Here is a 17,067-nt window from a genome sequence, read left to right on the forward strand (position 1 = left end):
ACCGATCTTATAGAAGGAATGAGGGGTGCTAAATGATGAAAACGAGAAAGATTACCGTGTTTGATATTGTCTTACTCATTATGATGCTCGGTGTAATTATTGTGACACTATATCCGTTTTTAAATATCTTAGCAATATCATTAAATAATGCTACAGATACGGCAAGAGGCGGTATTCATATCTTACCGAGGGATTTCACCATTGCGAATTACACTGAAATATTTGGAGGAAATGCTAATTTACTAAGTGCGTTCGGAATGTCAGTCCTAAGAACCGTAGTGGGAACAATTACTGGTATTATTGCCAGCACAATGTTAGCGTATACAATTAGTCGAAGAGATTTTGTCTTTAACAGACCAATTAGTTTTATTCTAGTTATTACGATGTTTGTAAGTGGCGGATTAATTCCAGAATATATGTTAATTCGTGATTTAGGCTTAATGAACAACTTCATGGTCTATATTCTACCTATGCTACTTACGGCATTTAATGTAATCGTTATCCGCTCCTTTATGGATAACATTCCAATGGCATTGACGGAGTCTGCAAAAATGGATGGTGCAAATGACTTTACAATCTTTTGGCGAATCATTATTCCACTCTGTCTGCCAGTTATTGCAACGGTGTCATTATTTTTAGCGGTTGGGCAATGGAACAATTGGTTTGATACGTATTTATATGCAAGAGGAAATTCTAACCTATCTACGTTACAATATGAATTAATGAAGATTCTGGACAATACTAATGTCAGTCAAGGCGCAGTAACATCTGGAAATGCTGAATTTATTGCCAGACAGACTAATCCACAGTCAATTCAAATGGCAATAACAATTATTGCAACAGTACCAATTCTCCTTGTATACCCATTCTTACAACGATACTTTGTAACAGGGTTAACATTAGGTGCAGTTAAGTCTTAATATTAATGAAAAATTAATATAAATTTATAAATTTTTGGAGGTAATACAGATGAAAAAGAGAAAATCATTACTATTCATGTTGCTATTTGCCAGCTTTTTAGTGTTAGCTGCATGTGGTAATGGAGGCAGTGAAGGCGACGGGGGAGCAGACGGAGAGGGTCCAGTTACATTAACCCTTTATAACGAGGATGGCGAAGAAAAATCATTTGATGATCCAGTAGCACAGAAAATCACAGAAGAAACTGGCGTTATTCTTGATATTCAATATCCAGTTGGTGGTAGCGATGAGAGTGTACCATTAATGATTGCCAGTGGCGACTATCCTGACCTTATTTTTGCTAAAGGTGATATTGGGATGTTAATCGATGCTGGTGGTGTAATTCAACTTGATGATTTAATTGAAGAACGTGGAGAGAATCTTCAAGCAATGTACGGCGATCAGTTAGACCGTTTAAGAAACTCGATAAATGATCCTGCTATTTATCAAGTAGGTACGTTTGGTGTTCAGGATGTACCATTAACAACTTCAGGAACATTCCAGTTGCAATTAGAGGTACTAAGAGAGTTAGGTTATCCTGAAATTAGTACATTAGCTGAATTTGAAGAAGCAATTGAAACTTATTATGAAATGTATCCAGAGATTAATGGAGAGCCTACTATTCCGTTGACTTTACAGGGCAGTGACTGGCGGTGGTTAATCACTGTTGGAGACCGTGCTACTGCAGCTGCGGGTCATCCAGGAAATGGGCAATGGTTTATCGATTCTGATACAGGCGAAACAACATATAAATTCTTATTACCAGAATATAGAGAATACTTTGAGTGGTTAAATGGTTTGAATGCAAAAGGTTTGTTAGATCCTGAGTCATTTACTCATACACAAGATACCTATATTTCAAAAATCTCTTCAGGACGTGTATTAGGTCTTGCTGATGAAGATTGGAACATTGGTGACGCAAGAAATGCGCTTATCCAAGCTGATATGGAGGAACGGACTTATGCTCCACTTCCAGTCACCTTAAGTGAGAACGAACAACATCAAGCACTAAAAGACTATGGCTTTGCTGGTGGCTGGGGAATTGCTATTTCTTCAACAACTGAGCACACCGACTTAGCGTTTGACTTCTTAGATTGGATGGCTTCAGAGGAAGCGCAGATTCTGCTTAACTGGGGACTTGAAGGTGAGCACTATGAAATTGTTGATGGAGAACGTGTTCTTCATGAAGAGGTAAGAGTAGGCTTGAATACAGATGCAAATTATGGTCGTGATACTGGAGTTGGTTATTATGTTTATCCATTCCCACAATGGGGCACGGGTGCTGTTGACTCAAACGGCCAATCGATTACAGTAAACACACGCGAGCAGGTAATTGAAGATCATCTTGAGCCTGAGCAAGAGGCACTAGATGCGTATGGTATGGATCTTTGGATTGACTGGTTCCCACAGACTGAAGAATTATCAATTTCAGAGCATGGCCGTGCGGCGAACTTTAGTATTCCATCTGGGTCAAATATTCAAATTATTTTACAACGAGCTGATGATATTACCGAGCAACGCATTACCCAAGCTATTTTAGCTGATCCAGCTGATTTTGATACATTATGGGAAGCAATGCTTGATGAATTAGACGCAGCTGGTGTTGAGCAATTAAATGAAGAGATGACACAACTCACTCAAGATGTTCTAGAACTTTGGGGTGGAGACGTACAATAGTTTAAGTTACTGATCGCAACTGCATAATGGTAGAGCCTGTTTCCTTATAAGAGGAATCAGGCTCGAACTATTACGATGACCATAATCCTTATTGGAGAGGAAGGACGTTATGTTAAATAAATCACTACCCCAAATTTGGTATGGAGGCGATTACAATCCTGAGCAATGGGATGAAGCAACATGGAAAGAAGACAATCGTCTCTTTAAAAAAGCTGGTATTAACGTTGCCACGCTAAATGTATTTGCCTGGGCATTGTTACAACCAAGTGAAGAAGAATATAATTTTGCAGGGCTTGATCAGACAATTGAACGGTTATATCAAGATGGTATTTATGTATGCTTAGCTACCAGTACAGCTGCTCACCCGGCTTGGATGGCTAAGCGCTACCCTGATATTCTCCGTGTCGATTACGAGGGTCGGAAAAGGAAATTCGGCGGTCGGCACAATTCTTGTCCAAACAGCCCGACTTTTTTAAAATTTGCACCACGCTTAGCCGAAAAAATTGCAGAGCGTTATCATGATCACCCTGCAATTGTCGCATGGCATGTGTCAAATGAGTATTGGAGCTATTGTTACTGTGAAAATTGTGCGAAGGCTTTTCGTGTTTGGTTAAAGCAACGTTATCGCACGATTGAAGAAGTAAATAAATCATGGAATACGGCCTTTTGGGGCCATACCTTTTACGAATGGGATGAAATTGTCGTACCTAGTGTATTGACAGAGGAATGGGAAGGCGGTAAGAATACCAACTTCCAAGGAATTTCTCTTGATTATCGTCGCTTTCAATCTGACAGTCTCTTAAACAATTATAAACTTGAACGTGATCGAATTAAAAAATATTCAACAGACATTCCGGTTACGACAAATCTGATGGGGTTGTATGACGAACTAGATTACTTCAAATGGGGCAAGGAACTTGATGTGGTCTCATGGGACAATTATCCACAGTTTAATACACCAATAAGTATGACAGCTATGACCCATGATTTAATGAGAGGCTTGAAAAGTGGTCAACCATTTATGTTAATGGAGCAGACACCGTCTCAACAAAATTGGCAAGCATACAATGCGTTAAAGAGACCAGGCGTTATGCGGTTATGGAGCTATCAAGCTGTTGCTCATGGGGCAGATACCGTTTTGTTTTTCCAGCTTAGGCGTTCAAGAGGGGCAACGGAGAAGTATCACGGTGCTGTCATTGAGCATGTTGGTCATGAGCATACACGTGTGTTTAGAGAATGCGCTGAATTAGGACAGGAATTAAATAATCTAGGTAGCGAGCTTCTTGGCAGTAGACTTGAGGCTAAAGTGGGTATAATGTTTGACTGGGAGAATCGTTGGGCAATAGGTTTATCAAGCGGACCTTCTGTTGCGCTCGATTATGTAAAAGAGGTTCATAAGTATTATGATGCTTTTTACAAAGCGAATGTGCCAGTAGATATGATTGGTGTCGAGGAAGATCTTTCTCAATATGATGTCGTCATTGCACCTTTCCTTTACATGATTAAAGAGGGTGTTGCAGACCGCATTAAACAATTCACAAGCAATGGTGGAACATTTGTCACAACGTGCTTTAGTGGGATTGTAAATGAATCCGACCTTGTTACACTTGGCGGTTATCCAGGTGAGTTAAGAGAACTAGTCGGGATTTGGGCTGAAGAGATTGATGCTCTTGAACCTTCAATAAAAAATGAAATCAACTTTACTAAAGATCATGGTAGTTTATCTGGTTCTTACACGTGTGATACACTATTTGACTTAATTCACGCAGAAAGTGCAGAAGTTTTAGCTACTTATGGTTCTGACTTTTACGCAGGGATGCCGGTTCTAACCAAAAATAAATACGGTAAAGGTTCTGCATATTACGTTGCTTCATGCCCAAGTCAAACGTTTGTCGATGACCTCGTAAAAACGATTATTAAGGATCAGGCACTTGTTTCTTTAATGAAGTCAGACATGGGTGTAGAAGTGACTGCACGATCTAATCAACATGGTCGTTATTTATTTATTCTTAACCATAACGATCAAGAAAGTTACTTTGATACAGGCTCTGCTACCTACAATAATTTATTAACAAGCAAAACGTATCAGGGTAAATGTAGCATCGCAGCTAAAGATGTATTTATCCTAAAAGAACAATAAAATAATGAACTGAAGGAGAAAAGATGTTATGAAATTTACAGATGGAAACTGGCTAGTAAGAGAAGGCTATCAAATTCATTTCCCAAGAGTTGTTTATGATTATCGGGTTGAAGACAAAAGTCTAACGCTTTTTACACCATGTAAGTATATTAATCACCGCGGTGATACATTAGATGGGCCATTACTTACGATTAAGTTATCAGCACCGCTTGAAGACGTTATTCGTGTTCAAGCTTGGCATTACCAAGGTGAGAAACCTAAATATCCGAATTATACTGTTGCAGACCAAGAGAAAGCTCTGAATATCGACGATACTAATGAATCACTTATTTTTTCTAGCGGGGGCTTAAAATTAACGGTTAATAAAGAACATTTTCAATTTGTCTTTGAAAATGCAGCAGGCTTATTAACGGTTTCTGATCAAAAAGGTCTTGCTTGGATTGAAGGACCTGAAGAAACAACTTACATGCGTGGTCAGCATAAACTGACAGTAGGTGAGCACTTGTATGGTCTTGGTGAGCGTTTCACCCCATTTGTCAAAAATGGTCAGTCTGTTGAGATCTGGAATGAGGATGGCGGTACTAGCTCAGAGCAATCATACAAAAACGTACCATTCTATTTATCAAGTAAAGGCTATGGTATTTTTGTTAACCACCCTGAAAAAGTGAGCTTTGAATTAGGCTCAGAACTTGTATCCCGCTCACAGTTCAGTGTGCCAGGTGAAAAGCTTGATTACTATTTGATTAATGGACCAACTCCTAAAGAAGTCGTTAGTCGCTATACAGCATTAACAGGCCGCCCAGCTTTACCACCGGCATGGTCATTTGGTTTGTGGTTATCTACCTCATTTACTACAAACTATAATGAGGAAACAGTAACGCACTTTGTTGATGGTATGGCAGATCGTGGCATTCCATTAAGCGTTTTTCATTTTGATTGTTTTTGGATGGAAGGGTTTGAATGGACAAACTTCATTTGGGATCGCAACAATTTCCCGGACCCAGAAGGGATGCTGACAAGACTTAAAGAGAAAGACTTGAAAATCTGTGTGTGGATTAATCCATACATTGCACAAAAATCGCCATTGTTTGACGAAGCGCATGAAAATGGTTATTTAATTAAAAAGCCTAATGGTGACACATGGCAGTGGGATCGCTGGCAAGCCGGTATGGGTATTGTTGACTTTACCAATCCTGAAGCAGTTAAATGGTTCCAAGATCACCTGCGTAAATTAATTGAAATGGGTGTTGATTCATTTAAAACTGACTTTGGTGAGCGTATTCCGACAGATGTTGTTTATTATGATGGCTCAACCCCTGAGAAAATGCATAACTATTATGCACATTTATATAACCAAGTGGTCTTTGACTTATTAAAAGAAGTTAAGGGTGAAGAAGAAGCAGTTGTCTTTGCACGTTCTGCAACAGCCGGAGGTCAACAATTCCCGGTGCACTGGGGTGGCGATTGCGATTCGACCTATGAAGCAATGGCTGAGAGCTTAAGAGGTGGATTGTCATTAACGACATCAGGCTTTGGCTATTGGAGTCATGACATTGGTGGGTTTGAGAATACAGCATCACCAGATGTTTTTAAACGTTGGACGGCATTTGGACTACTATCAAGCCACAGTCGTTTCCATGGTAGCTCATCGTATCGTGTTCCTTGGAATTTTGATGATGAAGCAGTTGATGTGGCCCGTCATTTTACTAAACTAAAGAACAGCTTAATGCCATATTTATATCGCCAAGCCGTTGAAAATAATAAAACAGGCGTACCTGTAATGCGCTCAATGATTCTTGAATTTCCAGAAGATCCTTTATGTGAAACACTTGACCGTCAATATATGCTTGGTGACGACATTCTTGTCTCTCCTATCTTTAATGAAGAGGGCATCGGCTCTTTTTACCTACCAAAAGGAAAGTGGACGCACTTACTTACTGGAGAAACCATAGATGGTGGTACGTGGATTAAAGAGAAATATGATTATTTTAGTCTACCACTGTTTGTCCGAGAAAATACGGTTCTTCCAGTTGGAAATAGTGATCAGAAGCCTGTTTATGACTATGCTGATTCGGTTACCTTAAAACTGTATCAGATTGCGGAAGGTGCTAATCTGAAGACACCTGTCGTTGATTACACTGGCAAGTTGGCCAATGAATTTACGATTGCTAAAAAAGGTGATACAATTACCGTATTAGCAGCACATTCTGATAAATCATACCGTATAGAGTTAGTTGGCATAGACGCCATTCAATCTGTTTCAGCAGGTGAGGTAGTACATCAGAATGGCAATATAATTATTGAAGTCCCAGCTCAAACTGATACATTTACGATCAGTCTATAGGTAAATTAAAAACCGATATTTTTACGGTAGGGATGCGTGTTTTCTCTACATTATTTAATAAGATTTAGCAACATTAGTAAACGGGCACTTATGATACTAAGTGCCCGTTTACAAATCAGTTGAGGTGAACTATGGTAAAGTTCCGAGAAGCGATTAAAGGAATGTCAACAAAAGAAAAAATTGATTACATTTGGGAATATTATAAGCTCGTTATCTTTGGTTTTATCTTCTTAATCGCCTTTGTTTGGTTAGTTGCTGATAGTATAATTAATCAGGATCCTGATCCTATCGGTCTCACCATTATTAGCGAGTCAAGCTTAACGCAGGTTGATGAGTTAAAAAATGATTTTGATTCTTTAAATACTTCTCCCCATCCACTTTTATTTGATCATTTTTATCATCAAGGTGGCATTATTGAGGACCAAGCTTTACAGATGCTTGAGCGGCTTGCAACCACAATTGGAGTCGGACAAGTTGATCTGCTTATTTCACCTTTGCCTTTTGCAGAACAACTTATTGAAGAAGAGATACTGATCCCCTTTGATGATCAACAGCTTATTAATCAACTAAATAATTTAGCTATTGAGCTATTATTAATTGAGTCTGATGTATATGGGATAAGTACCAGCTCTAATCACGTACTTACTCAATATGACGGCTTTACTGATAGCTATATTTTTCTTGTTGCTTCTGGTCGACAGCATGAGGAAGCAATAACTTTAATTGAACAACTTATTCAAGAATAACCAAAATCTAATAATTTGTTTATACCTCTAAACATTGGTTTCCAGAACCATATGTTTAGAGGTTTTTCTTATAACCTCACCTTTCGCATTCTGAAAATAGTCACTAAGCTTTGACCGTGTTTGGGAGAGTCGATAATGATAGCTTTCTTTTCAGGTTGGCGCGCTATGTCGTTCCAATAAGCAATGGATTTACTTTCCTCGGGGCTAGCTTCGGGCCGATAGGACGTAGGTCAGTTAGACGTTGTCATAGGACATGACAGGTTGAGTCTAACATCCACCACTTTGTGAAGAAAGACACGCTACAAAATTGGATCATCAGCGCATCCTATTCCCGCAGGAGTCTCATCCATTGCTTATCTCCACTTAGTTGAGTTTTCACAATGATTAAATCAATTTTAATATGCATTCCTCATCTAGTTTGTTCACATCGTGTGTAATTAAAAGCATTTTGGGTTAATATATCGCACTGGAAACTTCACCTAAAGTCACAAGCATGAGGGTTTTATTCTCGAAAGAAACGAGTTTATAAATTTCCTGGTTGAAAAAAAGAAAGCGTTTCGCTATAATAGACTTATAATTTCTTTATAATAAAATTAATTTCCAAATAGGAAAAAAGGAGAGTCTTTTTTGAAAAAACACACCATTTTGTCAAACCTAATAAAAAACAAGCTTGTTGCTGTTGTTCGAGGTAAGTCTCCTGAAGAAGCGTTACAGGTTTCAGAAGCGTGCATAAAGGGAGAAATAAAAGGAATAGAAGTAACCTTTACCTTGCCTGGTGCAACACAAGTCATTGAGCAATTGGCAATGAAATATCAAGATACTGATATAACTATCGGAGCTGGTACTGTGCTTGATGCTGTAACGGCACGAATAGCTATTCTAGCAGGGGCACAGTTTATTGTTAGTCCAGCATTTGATCGCGAAACAGCAATGCTTTGTAATACTTATCACATTCCTTATCTACCAGGCTGTGTCACCATTACAGAAATGCAGGAGGCGCTCAAATATGGTGTTGATGTTATAAAGCTATTTCCTGGTGACTTAGCTGGGCCAGCTTATATACAAGCTGTAAAGGGACCGCTTCCACATGTGCAAATTATGCCTACTGGTGGTGTTGACCTTGACAATATTAAGACTTGGTTAGACAAAGGTGCTGTTGCGGTTGGAATAGGGAGTAATTTAACCTCGTTAGAAAAGCTAGGCTCATTAGAAGGCGTTACTGAGCAGGCTAACAAATATGTAGCGAAAATTACTGATTAAGGAAGGGAGCTATTATGAAAAAAATTGTGACCTTTGGTGAGATATTAGCTAGATTTTCAACTGATCAAGGGCAGCGTCTAAGTAAGTCAAATCAGTTAACGCTTCATTATGGTGGAGCCGAGGCTAATGTAGCCGTATCGCTAGCCCAGCTTGGTCACCAAACAGCATTTGCCTCAAAGGTTCCCAATAATCATTTAGGGCAAGGCATTATTCAGTATTTAAAGGCAATGAATGTTGCAACTGACCTAGTTCAACTTGGTGGTGAGCGACTCGGAACATATTACTTGGAAGTCGGTGCTGGAAATCGTGGTTCACAGGTTATTTATGATCGAAAGCATTCAAGTTTTTCACAGACAGTAGAACATGATTGGGATTTTGACGCCCTGCTATCAGATACATCGATTTTACATGTGACGGGTATTACACCTGCTTTATCAGAAAGTCTAATCAAAATGGTTGAAGCGCTATTTAAACGGGCACAGACCCTAAATGTTAAAGTAAGTTTTGATTGTAATTATCGAGGTAAATTGTGGTCACAAGAGCAAGCTGGTACAGTGTTACGGCGCTTATTGCCATATGTGAACATTTGCTCGTGTGGTGAGCTAGACATGGTCTATTTATTTAATTATGCTCAGCAACCTGACCATCTTACGTATAAGGATAAACTATACAATTATTATCGGCTGCTAACTGATGATTATCCCAATATTGAGTATCTCTTATCAACAAAGCGTGAGAATTTATCTGCTTCGCATAATCGATTAACAGGCTATCTTTATACCAATAATGAAATCTATCAATCTAGAATCTTTGATATTGATCATATTATTGATCGAGTTGGAGGGGGGGATGCATTCGTAGCTGGAACGCTTCACGGTATTATTAAAGATTGGAATCCAGATGCAATTGTGTCTTTTGCCACGGCTGCTTCGGTACTTAAGCACACGATTAAAGGCGACGCAAATTTAGTTAGTGAAGAAGAAATTAAAAGTCAAATGAGTAGCGAGAATCAAATTTCAAGATAACTGCTAAGGAGGCAATAGGAATGGAAACACGTTATGCAACTGACCCAGAGGGGATTAAGCGTTTAACAACAGATGAATTAAGGAAGCAATTTTTAGTTGAATCTATTTTTGTTCCAGGAGAGGTGACGTTAACGTATACGCACCACGATCGGATGATTTTTGGTGGTGCTACACCAACAGATCAGGAGCTGACAATTAAGCTCGATAAGGAGCTAGGGGTAAGCTATTTCTTGGAAAGACGAGAGCTTGGTCTTATTAATATCGGTGCTGACGGCTTTGTAACACTTGATGGTAAGGAATATGAAGTGAAAAACAGAGATGGTTTATATGTTGGAAAAGGAACTAAAGAAATTCTTTTCCGTTCCAAGGATGCAAAGAATCCAGCTAAATTTTATCTCAATTCAACACCAGCACACCACCAGTATCCAACTGTTAAATTAGATATTAATAAAATGACCCCTTTGGAAAAAGGAGAGCCAGCCACTTTAAATGAAAGAAAGATTTATCAGTATGTCCACCCCAATAATTGTGAGAGCTGTCAGCTCCAAATGGGCTATACGATGCTGAGCCCTGGTAGCGCCTGGAATACAATGCCTGCACATACCCATGAGCGACGGATGGAAGTTTATCTGTATTTTGATATGGAAGCGGAGACACGTGCTTTTCACTTTATGGGTGAGCCTGAAGAAACACGTCACTTAGTGCTAGCAAATGAACAGGCAGTTATTTCACCAAGTTGGTCAATTCATACCGGTGTGGCAACAAACAATTATACATTTATTTGGGGAATGTGTGGCGAGAATATTACTTATGATGATATGGATCACATTGAAATGAGTCGCTTAAAATAATAAAAATTTGTCGGGAGGCTAAATAAAATGGTTGAATCATTACAGGATTTTTCACTTGATTTATTTTCAGTAAAGGATAAAGTTGCGATTGTCACTGGCGGTAATACCGGACTCGGGCAAGGATATTCAGTTGCGTTAGCAAAGGCTGGTGCTGATCTATTTGTGGTAAGCTACGATCAGGATTGGGAAGAAACACGTGAGCTGATTGAAGCTGAGGGCAGAAAGGTTGTCTTTTTTCAAGCGGATTTAACAGACCGGGACCAACTTAAGGATGTTGTGGCTAACTGTATTGAAGCATATGGCCGAATTGATATTCTTGTTAATAATGCCGGTACAATTCGTCGTGCACCATTATTAGAATATAAACCAGAAGACTGGGATGCCGTAATGGATATTAACTTAAATGCGGTGTACTTACTTAGTCAAGAGGTAGCAAAAGAAATGGTTAAGCAAAAAAGCGGGAAAATTGTTAATATCTGTTCAATGCTAACTTTCCAGGGTGGAAAATTTGTACCGCCATACACTGCAAGTAAGCATGCGGTCGCAGGCGTGACCAAGTCCTTTGCAAATGAACTAGCGGAACATAACATTCAAATTAATGCAATTGCCCCTGGCTATGTAGCAACAGCTAATACAGCACCAATTCGTGCTGATGAGAAACGAAATGCTGAAATATTATCGCGAATTCCAGCTGCACGCTGGGCGCAACCAGCAGATTTAATGGGAACAGTTGTCTTCCTATCGAGTCGCGCTTCGGATTATGTTAATGGTCATATTTTAGCAATTGATGGCGGTTGGTTAGCCAGATAAACTACTTATTTTAAAAAACAGCAGCGGACCAAATTGTTTGGGTCTGCTGCTGTTTACTGTTAGCTTAGTTCGTTAATGATTGCTTGTCTGCAAATCAAGATGCTTTTTATTATTTGCTCAAGAACTTCATCTGTTAGACGATACTTTGGTAAACTGACACTTATTGCCCCGTAGTTTTTATTGTCTACTGTAATACTGCTGCCAACACAGAAAACATCTAAGTCATGCTCACCGTTATCAAAAGCATAGCCTTGTACCTTGGTTTGCTCTATCTCATTAAGAAGGGCTTTTCTTGTGGTAATCGTATTGGTTGTTTTAGCTTCAAATACATGCGAATCAATATACGCGTTTACCTTTGAATTTGTGAAATCAGCGAGGACAGCTTTCCCCATTGCCGAACAATATAATGGAATTGACTTACCTATTTCTGAATAGAGTGAGACAGGCTTTTTGCTTTCAATTTTGGCAATGTATTTAATCTGACCCATTTCATGAATCCCCAAGTGCACAGTCTCTGAAGTTGCCTCCTGTAAGGTTTCTAAATGGGGCTGAGCTAGTTGTTTAATGCTAATATGATGTAAGCTTTTATTTGCATATTTAATTAAACGAGGCCCTAGACTAAACATTTTAGTGTCTGGATCTTTTTGAACATAACCAATCATTAATAACGTATTTAGAATTTTTAATGCAGTTGAGTTTGTCAGTTTTGTTTGTTTCGAGATATCACTTAGCCGTTGTGGATTATTATGCTGTGATAAAAACTCTAGAATATAGTCAGCTTTTATTAGCACACTGCCGTACGGTTGTTTTTGTTGAACCATTTAGATTCCTCCATTATTCTTACAACACATTTTTTAAAAAGCAACAAGTCAAGTACATCTAATAGTAGTAATTGTATTTTATTTCCTATTAGGAAACTCTTTTTTTTATATGGAAATTATAAACTAAATGAATAAGGTTAGCAATGTTTAATTGATTGAATTAATAAAGAAAAGGAAGGTGAGGAATGTTGAATATAGGTATAAGAGCGCATGATATTGATAGTGACAATCTAAACGACCTGAGTAAACAGCTAGCCGTTTTACAAATAAGCGCCATTCAACTTGCTTTGAAAAAATCAATAAAGGAATGGCCCATTAAGTTAGGTAGCTTAAATACGGGTTTAGCTAAAACAATAGCGAATGAATTTCGGAGCGATAATGTTGATATCGCAGTGCTTGGTTGCTATATTAATATGATTCATCCTGACGTCGAACAACGTCAAGAGGCACTTGCTTATTTTAAGGAGCATATTCGCTTTGCTCGTGATTTTCATTGTAGTATCGTTGCTACAGAGACTGGTAACATTCATAGTCAAATGGGCTATACGGAGGATAATTTCACTGAAGAGGCATTTCAACTTGTCGTCGAAAGTGTCAATGAGCTAGTGAAGGAAGCCGAGCGCTTTGGTGTAATCGTGGGCATTGAAGGCGGTGTAAATCATCCGATTTATTCACCCGAGATGATGCACAAATTAATTACGCAAATACCTTCTAATCATCTTCAGGTTGTGTTTGACCCGGTTAATTTTTTAACAATAGAAAATTATCAGAGTCAGACAAAAATGATTGATCAGGCTTTTGAACTTTTTGGTGAGCGAATTATTATTATTCATGCCAAGGATTTTATTGTTAAAGATAATCACATAAAGGTTGTTCCAGTTGGACATGGCTGGCTAGATTATCAATACTTAATTAATAAGCTATACCCGGATAAGCCACTTATTCCTATTCTCTTAGAAAACACGAAAGAACCTTTTATCACAGAAAGCATTGCTTATCTTAAGCGGCTGTTTGAGCAGATCTTATAAGGGTGTCGTTCCGCTTGTTTTCAAACTGAAATGTCTGGAACAAGCGGAAGCGCCTAAGCGAGGGATGGCAGTGTTATTTTAAGCCTACCAATGCAATACAACTATAGAAAGTAATCAGGGTAATTTGCTGTTAAATAATCCTCTATTTGGTCGTCGTCCAGTTGTTGCAATTGTTTAGCGAAATCTGATGCAAGCAACTTGCGTCTAGCGTTATCAGAGAAGCCATGTTGAAGCAGGTGCTGAATGTCTTGATCCCTAATAAAGTAGTTTAGCTTTAGAATGTTATACTTTCTTTGGTATAGGATAGCAGAAATCCGATTTGAGAATGTTATGAGATAATCAAATTCTACGTCTGTTAACAAGTCAAGCTCGTTAATATGAATACTAGCTAAGACGTCTATTTCAACAACTTGCTTCAACAGTTCAATAAAGAAATTTGTTTTTTCTTTGGCAGAGTTTGTGACAATAATTATTTTCTTTCGATTGCGTCCTGCTAGCTTATTTTTGATAATGTGCTGTCTGAAAATTAATGTTAAAGTAGCCAGTTGTGTTTCCTTTAAGGGCAAATAAGTTGATTCAAATGCTTTAATATGTCTTGCAATAACGTGAAATAAATTAATGTACTCTTCCTTGGCAAGTAACAGCTTATCATCAAAGAAATCAAAGCTGCATAAGTTTCTGAGAATACATCGATACAGGAATGAATACGCCTCAGTGCAAAGGGATTCTTTCTTGTGAAAGGTAGTAATAATATTTTGTTCGACATCGTCAACTAGTTTTTTGACAATATCGGCTAATAATGCATCTAACTTTATCGGCTCCACCTGTTTAAAATCTTGGCCACAGAGTACTAAATTAAAATGGCTATTTTCAATACTATTCTGCGAGAATTGATATTGACTAATTTCTAAAGGTGAATGAAGTGGTACATCAATCACTTTACCAAGCGAAATGCGATAATGGGACAGACAAACAAAGCTAATTAAATATTTTTTTGACGGATAACTAATAAATAGGTCTTGTGCTGGTAAAAAACTTAACAGATGTTGAATAGCATCTGTATGTCTAGTAAAAATCGGATTAAAACAGGCATGGAAAATTTCACGTTCAATGGGATTGTTTGCTTGTCTTTGATAAAGCAGCCCTTCGCTATTAACTTCTATCAATCGAGCTAGAATATGACTTACTCGGGCTCTTAATTGAAATTCATTCCCCTCAATTCGTACACCTTTCCCGGGAATCGGTTTAAGTGTTAAGTCTATTGCGTTTAGGTAGTCACTAAACTGCTTCCGGTCCTTTTTCTTTGTTGAGAGGCTTAAGCCTAATTTATCATAAATCTTTGAAAGATTAATGGTTTTGTTAAAAAAACTAACGACTAATAAATATTGGAATCGCTCAAGCTGTGACGGTGAATAGTTTTGAAAAGTAAGTTGTTTAACAAAGGCTAGATAATCCTCATAATGCAGATTTGACACAACATTTAAGTCATGAATAATAATATATTTATCTTTTGGCAATTGCTCATTAATTTCATGAGTATAACGGTAAATACTAGAGGATGAGAGCTTAAATAAGGCTTCAGCTTGTTCCAACTGAAGTGTTTTTAATTCTTGTAGGCGATTGACAATAAAAATATGTGCTTTATTCATCGTATTCGTTTCCCCTCTAGTGTTAGCTTTATGTAGAAGTATAACACAATCAAACGGTTACAATGTGAAAGCGTTCTATTTCATAATGTAACCTTGTTGGCCGGTACTAGCTCTTATATAATCAAGCTATAATTTGGTAAGCGCGCTACTAAAATTATTAAAGACATGACTTAAAGGGGAGAACCAAATGAAATCAAATTTCAAGACTGCTATTCAAACGTTTGGCCGCTCTTTACTCTTACCCATCGGTATTATGGCGCCAGTTGGTATGATTATGGGCTTAATGGGAGCGTTTACGCAAGGCTATATGATTGAGACTTTTCCAATATTAGATAATGAAACATTACAAACCATACTGCGAAGTGCTCAACAAATATCATCTGTCATCTTTAGTAATATTCCAATTTTATTTGCCATGGGTGTGGCCTACGGCATGTCTAAGCACGAAAAAGGGATTGCTGTTTTTTCTTCAATCATTAGTTACTTAACGCTACTGATGGTTATGAATGTTTATCTGACCGTTACCGGTACGATGGCAGAGCCAGATGTCATGGCTGAAGTTGGTCAAGCAACGGTATTAGGGATTCAAACAATAAGAATTGATGTTGCAGGTGGAATCATTGCTGGTCTATTGGCCGCCTATGTAACGGATCGCTTCTACAGATTGAGATTGCCGTTAGCTTTTGCATTTTTTAGCGGTAAGAAGTCTGTGCTTATTCTTACCTTTCTCTATACCATCCCAATTGGTTTAGTATTACCGTTTATTTGGGGTCTGTTTACTAGTGCGCTTATTTTTATCTCACCAATATTAATGAATGAACCATTTGGACCGGGTATTTATTGGTTATTAAATCGTGCTCTAATTCCACTTGGTCTTCATCATGTATTGGCATCAGTAGTAAGGTTTACCGAAGCTGGTGGTATCTACGTTATTGAAGGTGTGCAGCAGGTTGGTATTTTAAATGCGATGAATCAAGTTTTATTTGATCTAGGCCCATCACATGAAAGCTGGAATCGGATTATGCCAACGATCTCACCCTACCTAGCAGGTGGGCAAATGCTAACAACACTATTCAGAGTACCCGCTATTGGGCTGGCCATGTACCATACCGCTTTTGCCAAAAATAAAACCATTGCTAAGGGTGTTATCCTGACGATTGTCTTAACCGCCTTTTTAGGTAATATTACTGAGCCATTAGAGTTCTCATTTATGTTTATTTCACCACTACTTTATTTGCTCTATATCATTTTGGTGGGAATTACAACGATTCCATTAGGTATCTGGGATATCTCAATTGGCTATATTCGTGGCACCATCTTTGACTTCGGTATCTTTGGTTTACTATATGAAAACACGGGTTGGTTTAATTTAATAATCATTGGTATCCTTAATTTCATTGTTTTCTATTTTGTTTTTAAATATGTGATTAAAAGATTTAACATTACGACCCCTGGTCGTGAAGAAGAAAACCGTGATGTTACGCTGTTAAATGAAAAGAAGTATGATAGAATTGCTGAACTTGTTATTGAATCATTGGGTGGTCGAGCCAATATTGTCAATGTCGATAATTGTGTTTCTCGTTTACGAATTGATCTTAAAGATCAGGATAAGTTTAATGACAAATTAATTAAAGAATCAGGTTCATCAGGCTTCTTCTTTCCGAAGAAAAAACATATTCATATTGTCTTTGGGCCACATGTTGAATTTGTCAGAAATGAAATAGATGATTTATTAAAAAAATAGTGAAAGTGTGGAGGG

General features: G+C 38.1%; 13 protein-coding genes. 11 read left to right on the forward strand and 2 right to left on the reverse strand.

The window, feature by feature from the left end; genetic code table 11:
- The first annotated feature begins 35 nt into the window (after window positions 1–35).
- From BM000_RS11680 to kduD, 9 genes are all read left to right on the forward strand, one after another.
- A complete protein-coding gene (locus tag BM000_RS11680) occupies window positions 36–920 on the forward strand; it encodes a carbohydrate ABC transporter permease (protein WP_091498534.1) in 885 nt (294 codons plus the stop codon).
- A 49-nt stretch (window positions 921–969) separates the two neighbouring features.
- On the forward strand, window positions 970–2,634 hold the full coding sequence (locus tag BM000_RS11685; RefSeq protein WP_091498536.1) for an ABC transporter substrate-binding protein: 1,665 nt from the start codon (window positions 970–972) through the stop codon (window positions 2,632–2,634).
- Between the two features lie 109 nt (window positions 2,635–2,743).
- Window positions 2,744–4,774 (forward strand): beta-galactosidase, encoded by a 2,031-nt coding sequence (locus tag BM000_RS11690; RefSeq protein ID WP_091498539.1) that lies wholly within the window; start codon window positions 2,744–2,746, stop codon window positions 4,772–4,774.
- A 28-nt stretch (window positions 4,775–4,802) separates the two neighbouring features.
- Window positions 4,803–7,118 (forward strand): alpha-xylosidase, encoded by a 2,316-nt coding sequence (gene yicI / locus BM000_RS11695; RefSeq protein ID WP_091498543.1) that lies wholly within the window; start codon window positions 4,803–4,805, stop codon window positions 7,116–7,118.
- Window positions 7,119–7,249: 131 nt separating this feature from the next.
- Window positions 7,250–7,864, forward strand: a complete 615-nt coding sequence (locus BM000_RS11700) for a hypothetical protein (protein ID WP_091498546.1) — start codon at window positions 7,250–7,252, stop codon at window positions 7,862–7,864.
- Between the two features lie 627 nt (window positions 7,865–8,491).
- Window positions 8,492–9,124 carry a bifunctional 2-keto-4-hydroxyglutarate aldolase/2-keto-3-deoxy-6-phosphogluconate aldolase gene (locus tag BM000_RS11705; protein WP_091498548.1) on the forward strand — a complete coding sequence of 211 codons (633 nt, stop codon included), beginning with the start codon at window positions 8,492–8,494 and terminating at the stop codon, window positions 9,122–9,124.
- A gap of 14 nt (window positions 9,125–9,138) precedes the next feature.
- Window positions 9,139–10,149 carry a sugar kinase gene (locus tag BM000_RS11710; RefSeq protein WP_091498551.1) on the forward strand — a complete coding sequence of 337 codons (1,011 nt, stop codon included), beginning with the start codon at window positions 9,139–9,141 and terminating at the stop codon, window positions 10,147–10,149.
- Between the two features lie 20 nt (window positions 10,150–10,169).
- Complete coding sequence (gene kduI / locus BM000_RS11715; RefSeq protein ID WP_091498554.1) at window positions 10,170–11,000, forward strand: 5-dehydro-4-deoxy-D-glucuronate isomerase; 831 nt, start codon at window positions 10,170–10,172, stop codon at window positions 10,998–11,000.
- Window positions 11,001–11,027: 27 nt separating this feature from the next.
- Window positions 11,028–11,810 carry a 2-dehydro-3-deoxy-D-gluconate 5-dehydrogenase KduD gene (kduD, locus tag BM000_RS11720; protein WP_091498555.1) on the forward strand — a complete coding sequence of 261 codons (783 nt, stop codon included), beginning with the start codon at window positions 11,028–11,030 and terminating at the stop codon, window positions 11,808–11,810.
- A gap of 59 nt (window positions 11,811–11,869) precedes the next feature.
- Here the strand turns inward: kduD and BM000_RS11725 are convergent, their stop codons facing one another.
- Complete coding sequence (locus tag BM000_RS11725; protein ID WP_091498557.1) at window positions 11,870–12,631, reverse strand: IclR family transcriptional regulator; 762 nt, start codon at window positions 12,629–12,631, stop codon at window positions 11,870–11,872.
- 185 nt (window positions 12,632–12,816) lie between these two features.
- On the opposite strand from BM000_RS11725, the gene BM000_RS11730 reads away from it, so the two are divergent.
- Window positions 12,817–13,659: a sugar phosphate isomerase/epimerase family protein gene (locus tag BM000_RS11730; protein WP_091498560.1), complete on the forward strand. Its 843-nt coding sequence runs from the start codon at window positions 12,817–12,819 to the stop codon at window positions 13,657–13,659.
- A gap of 101 nt (window positions 13,660–13,760) precedes the next feature.
- Here BM000_RS11730 and BM000_RS11735 read toward each other — a convergent pair whose 3' ends face one another.
- On the reverse strand, window positions 13,761–15,308 hold the full coding sequence (locus BM000_RS11735; RefSeq protein ID WP_091498563.1) for a helix-turn-helix domain-containing protein: 1,548 nt from the start codon (window positions 15,306–15,308) through the stop codon (window positions 13,761–13,763).
- A gap of 187 nt (window positions 15,309–15,495) precedes the next feature.
- Here BM000_RS11735 and BM000_RS11740 point away from each other — a divergent pair, with 187 nt between their 5' ends.
- Window positions 15,496–17,052 (forward strand): PTS transporter subunit EIIC, encoded by a 1,557-nt coding sequence (locus BM000_RS11740; RefSeq protein ID WP_091498567.1) that lies wholly within the window; start codon window positions 15,496–15,498, stop codon window positions 17,050–17,052.
- Window positions 17,053–17,067: the final 15 nt, after the last annotated feature.

This window comes from Amphibacillus marinus (genome assembly GCF_900110345.1).
Taxonomy (GTDB): Bacteria; Bacillota; Bacilli; order Bacillales; family Amphibacillaceae; genus Amphibacillus_D; species Amphibacillus_D marinus.

What these genes read in the sequence shown, in the direction of transcription:
- BM000_RS11680 (WP_091498534.1), top strand. Translation starts at nt 36, where the DNA reads ATGAAAACGAGAAAGATTACCGTGTTTGATATTGTCTTACTCATTATG.
- BM000_RS11685 (WP_091498536.1), top strand. Translation starts at nt 970, where the DNA reads ATGAAAAAGAGAAAATCATTACTATTCATGTTGCTATTTGCCAGCTTT.
- BM000_RS11690 (WP_091498539.1), top strand. Translation starts at nt 2,744, where the DNA reads ATGTTAAATAAATCACTACCCCAAATTTGGTATGGAGGCGATTACAAT.
- yicI (WP_091498543.1), top strand. Translation starts at nt 4,803, where the DNA reads ATGAAATTTACAGATGGAAACTGGCTAGTAAGAGAAGGCTATCAAATT.
- BM000_RS11700 (WP_091498546.1), top strand. Translation starts at nt 7,250, where the DNA reads ATGGTAAAGTTCCGAGAAGCGATTAAAGGAATGTCAACAAAAGAAAAA.
- BM000_RS11710 (WP_091498551.1), top strand. Translation starts at nt 9,139, where the DNA reads ATGAAAAAAATTGTGACCTTTGGTGAGATATTAGCTAGATTTTCAACT.
- kduI (WP_091498554.1), top strand. Translation starts at nt 10,170, where the DNA reads ATGGAAACACGTTATGCAACTGACCCAGAGGGGATTAAGCGTTTAACA.
- kduD (WP_091498555.1), top strand. Translation starts at nt 11,028, where the DNA reads ATGGTTGAATCATTACAGGATTTTTCACTTGATTTATTTTCAGTAAAG.
- BM000_RS11725 (WP_091498557.1), bottom strand. Translation starts at nt 12,631, where the DNA reads ATGGTTCAACAAAAACAACCGTACGGCAGTGTGCTAATAAAAGCTGAC.
- BM000_RS11730 (WP_091498560.1), top strand. Translation starts at nt 12,817, where the DNA reads ATGTTGAATATAGGTATAAGAGCGCATGATATTGATAGTGACAATCTA.
- BM000_RS11735 (WP_091498563.1), bottom strand. Translation starts at nt 15,308, where the DNA reads ATGAATAAAGCACATATTTTTATTGTCAATCGCCTACAAGAATTAAAA.
- BM000_RS11740 (WP_091498567.1), top strand. Translation starts at nt 15,496, where the DNA reads ATGAAATCAAATTTCAAGACTGCTATTCAAACGTTTGGCCGCTCTTTA.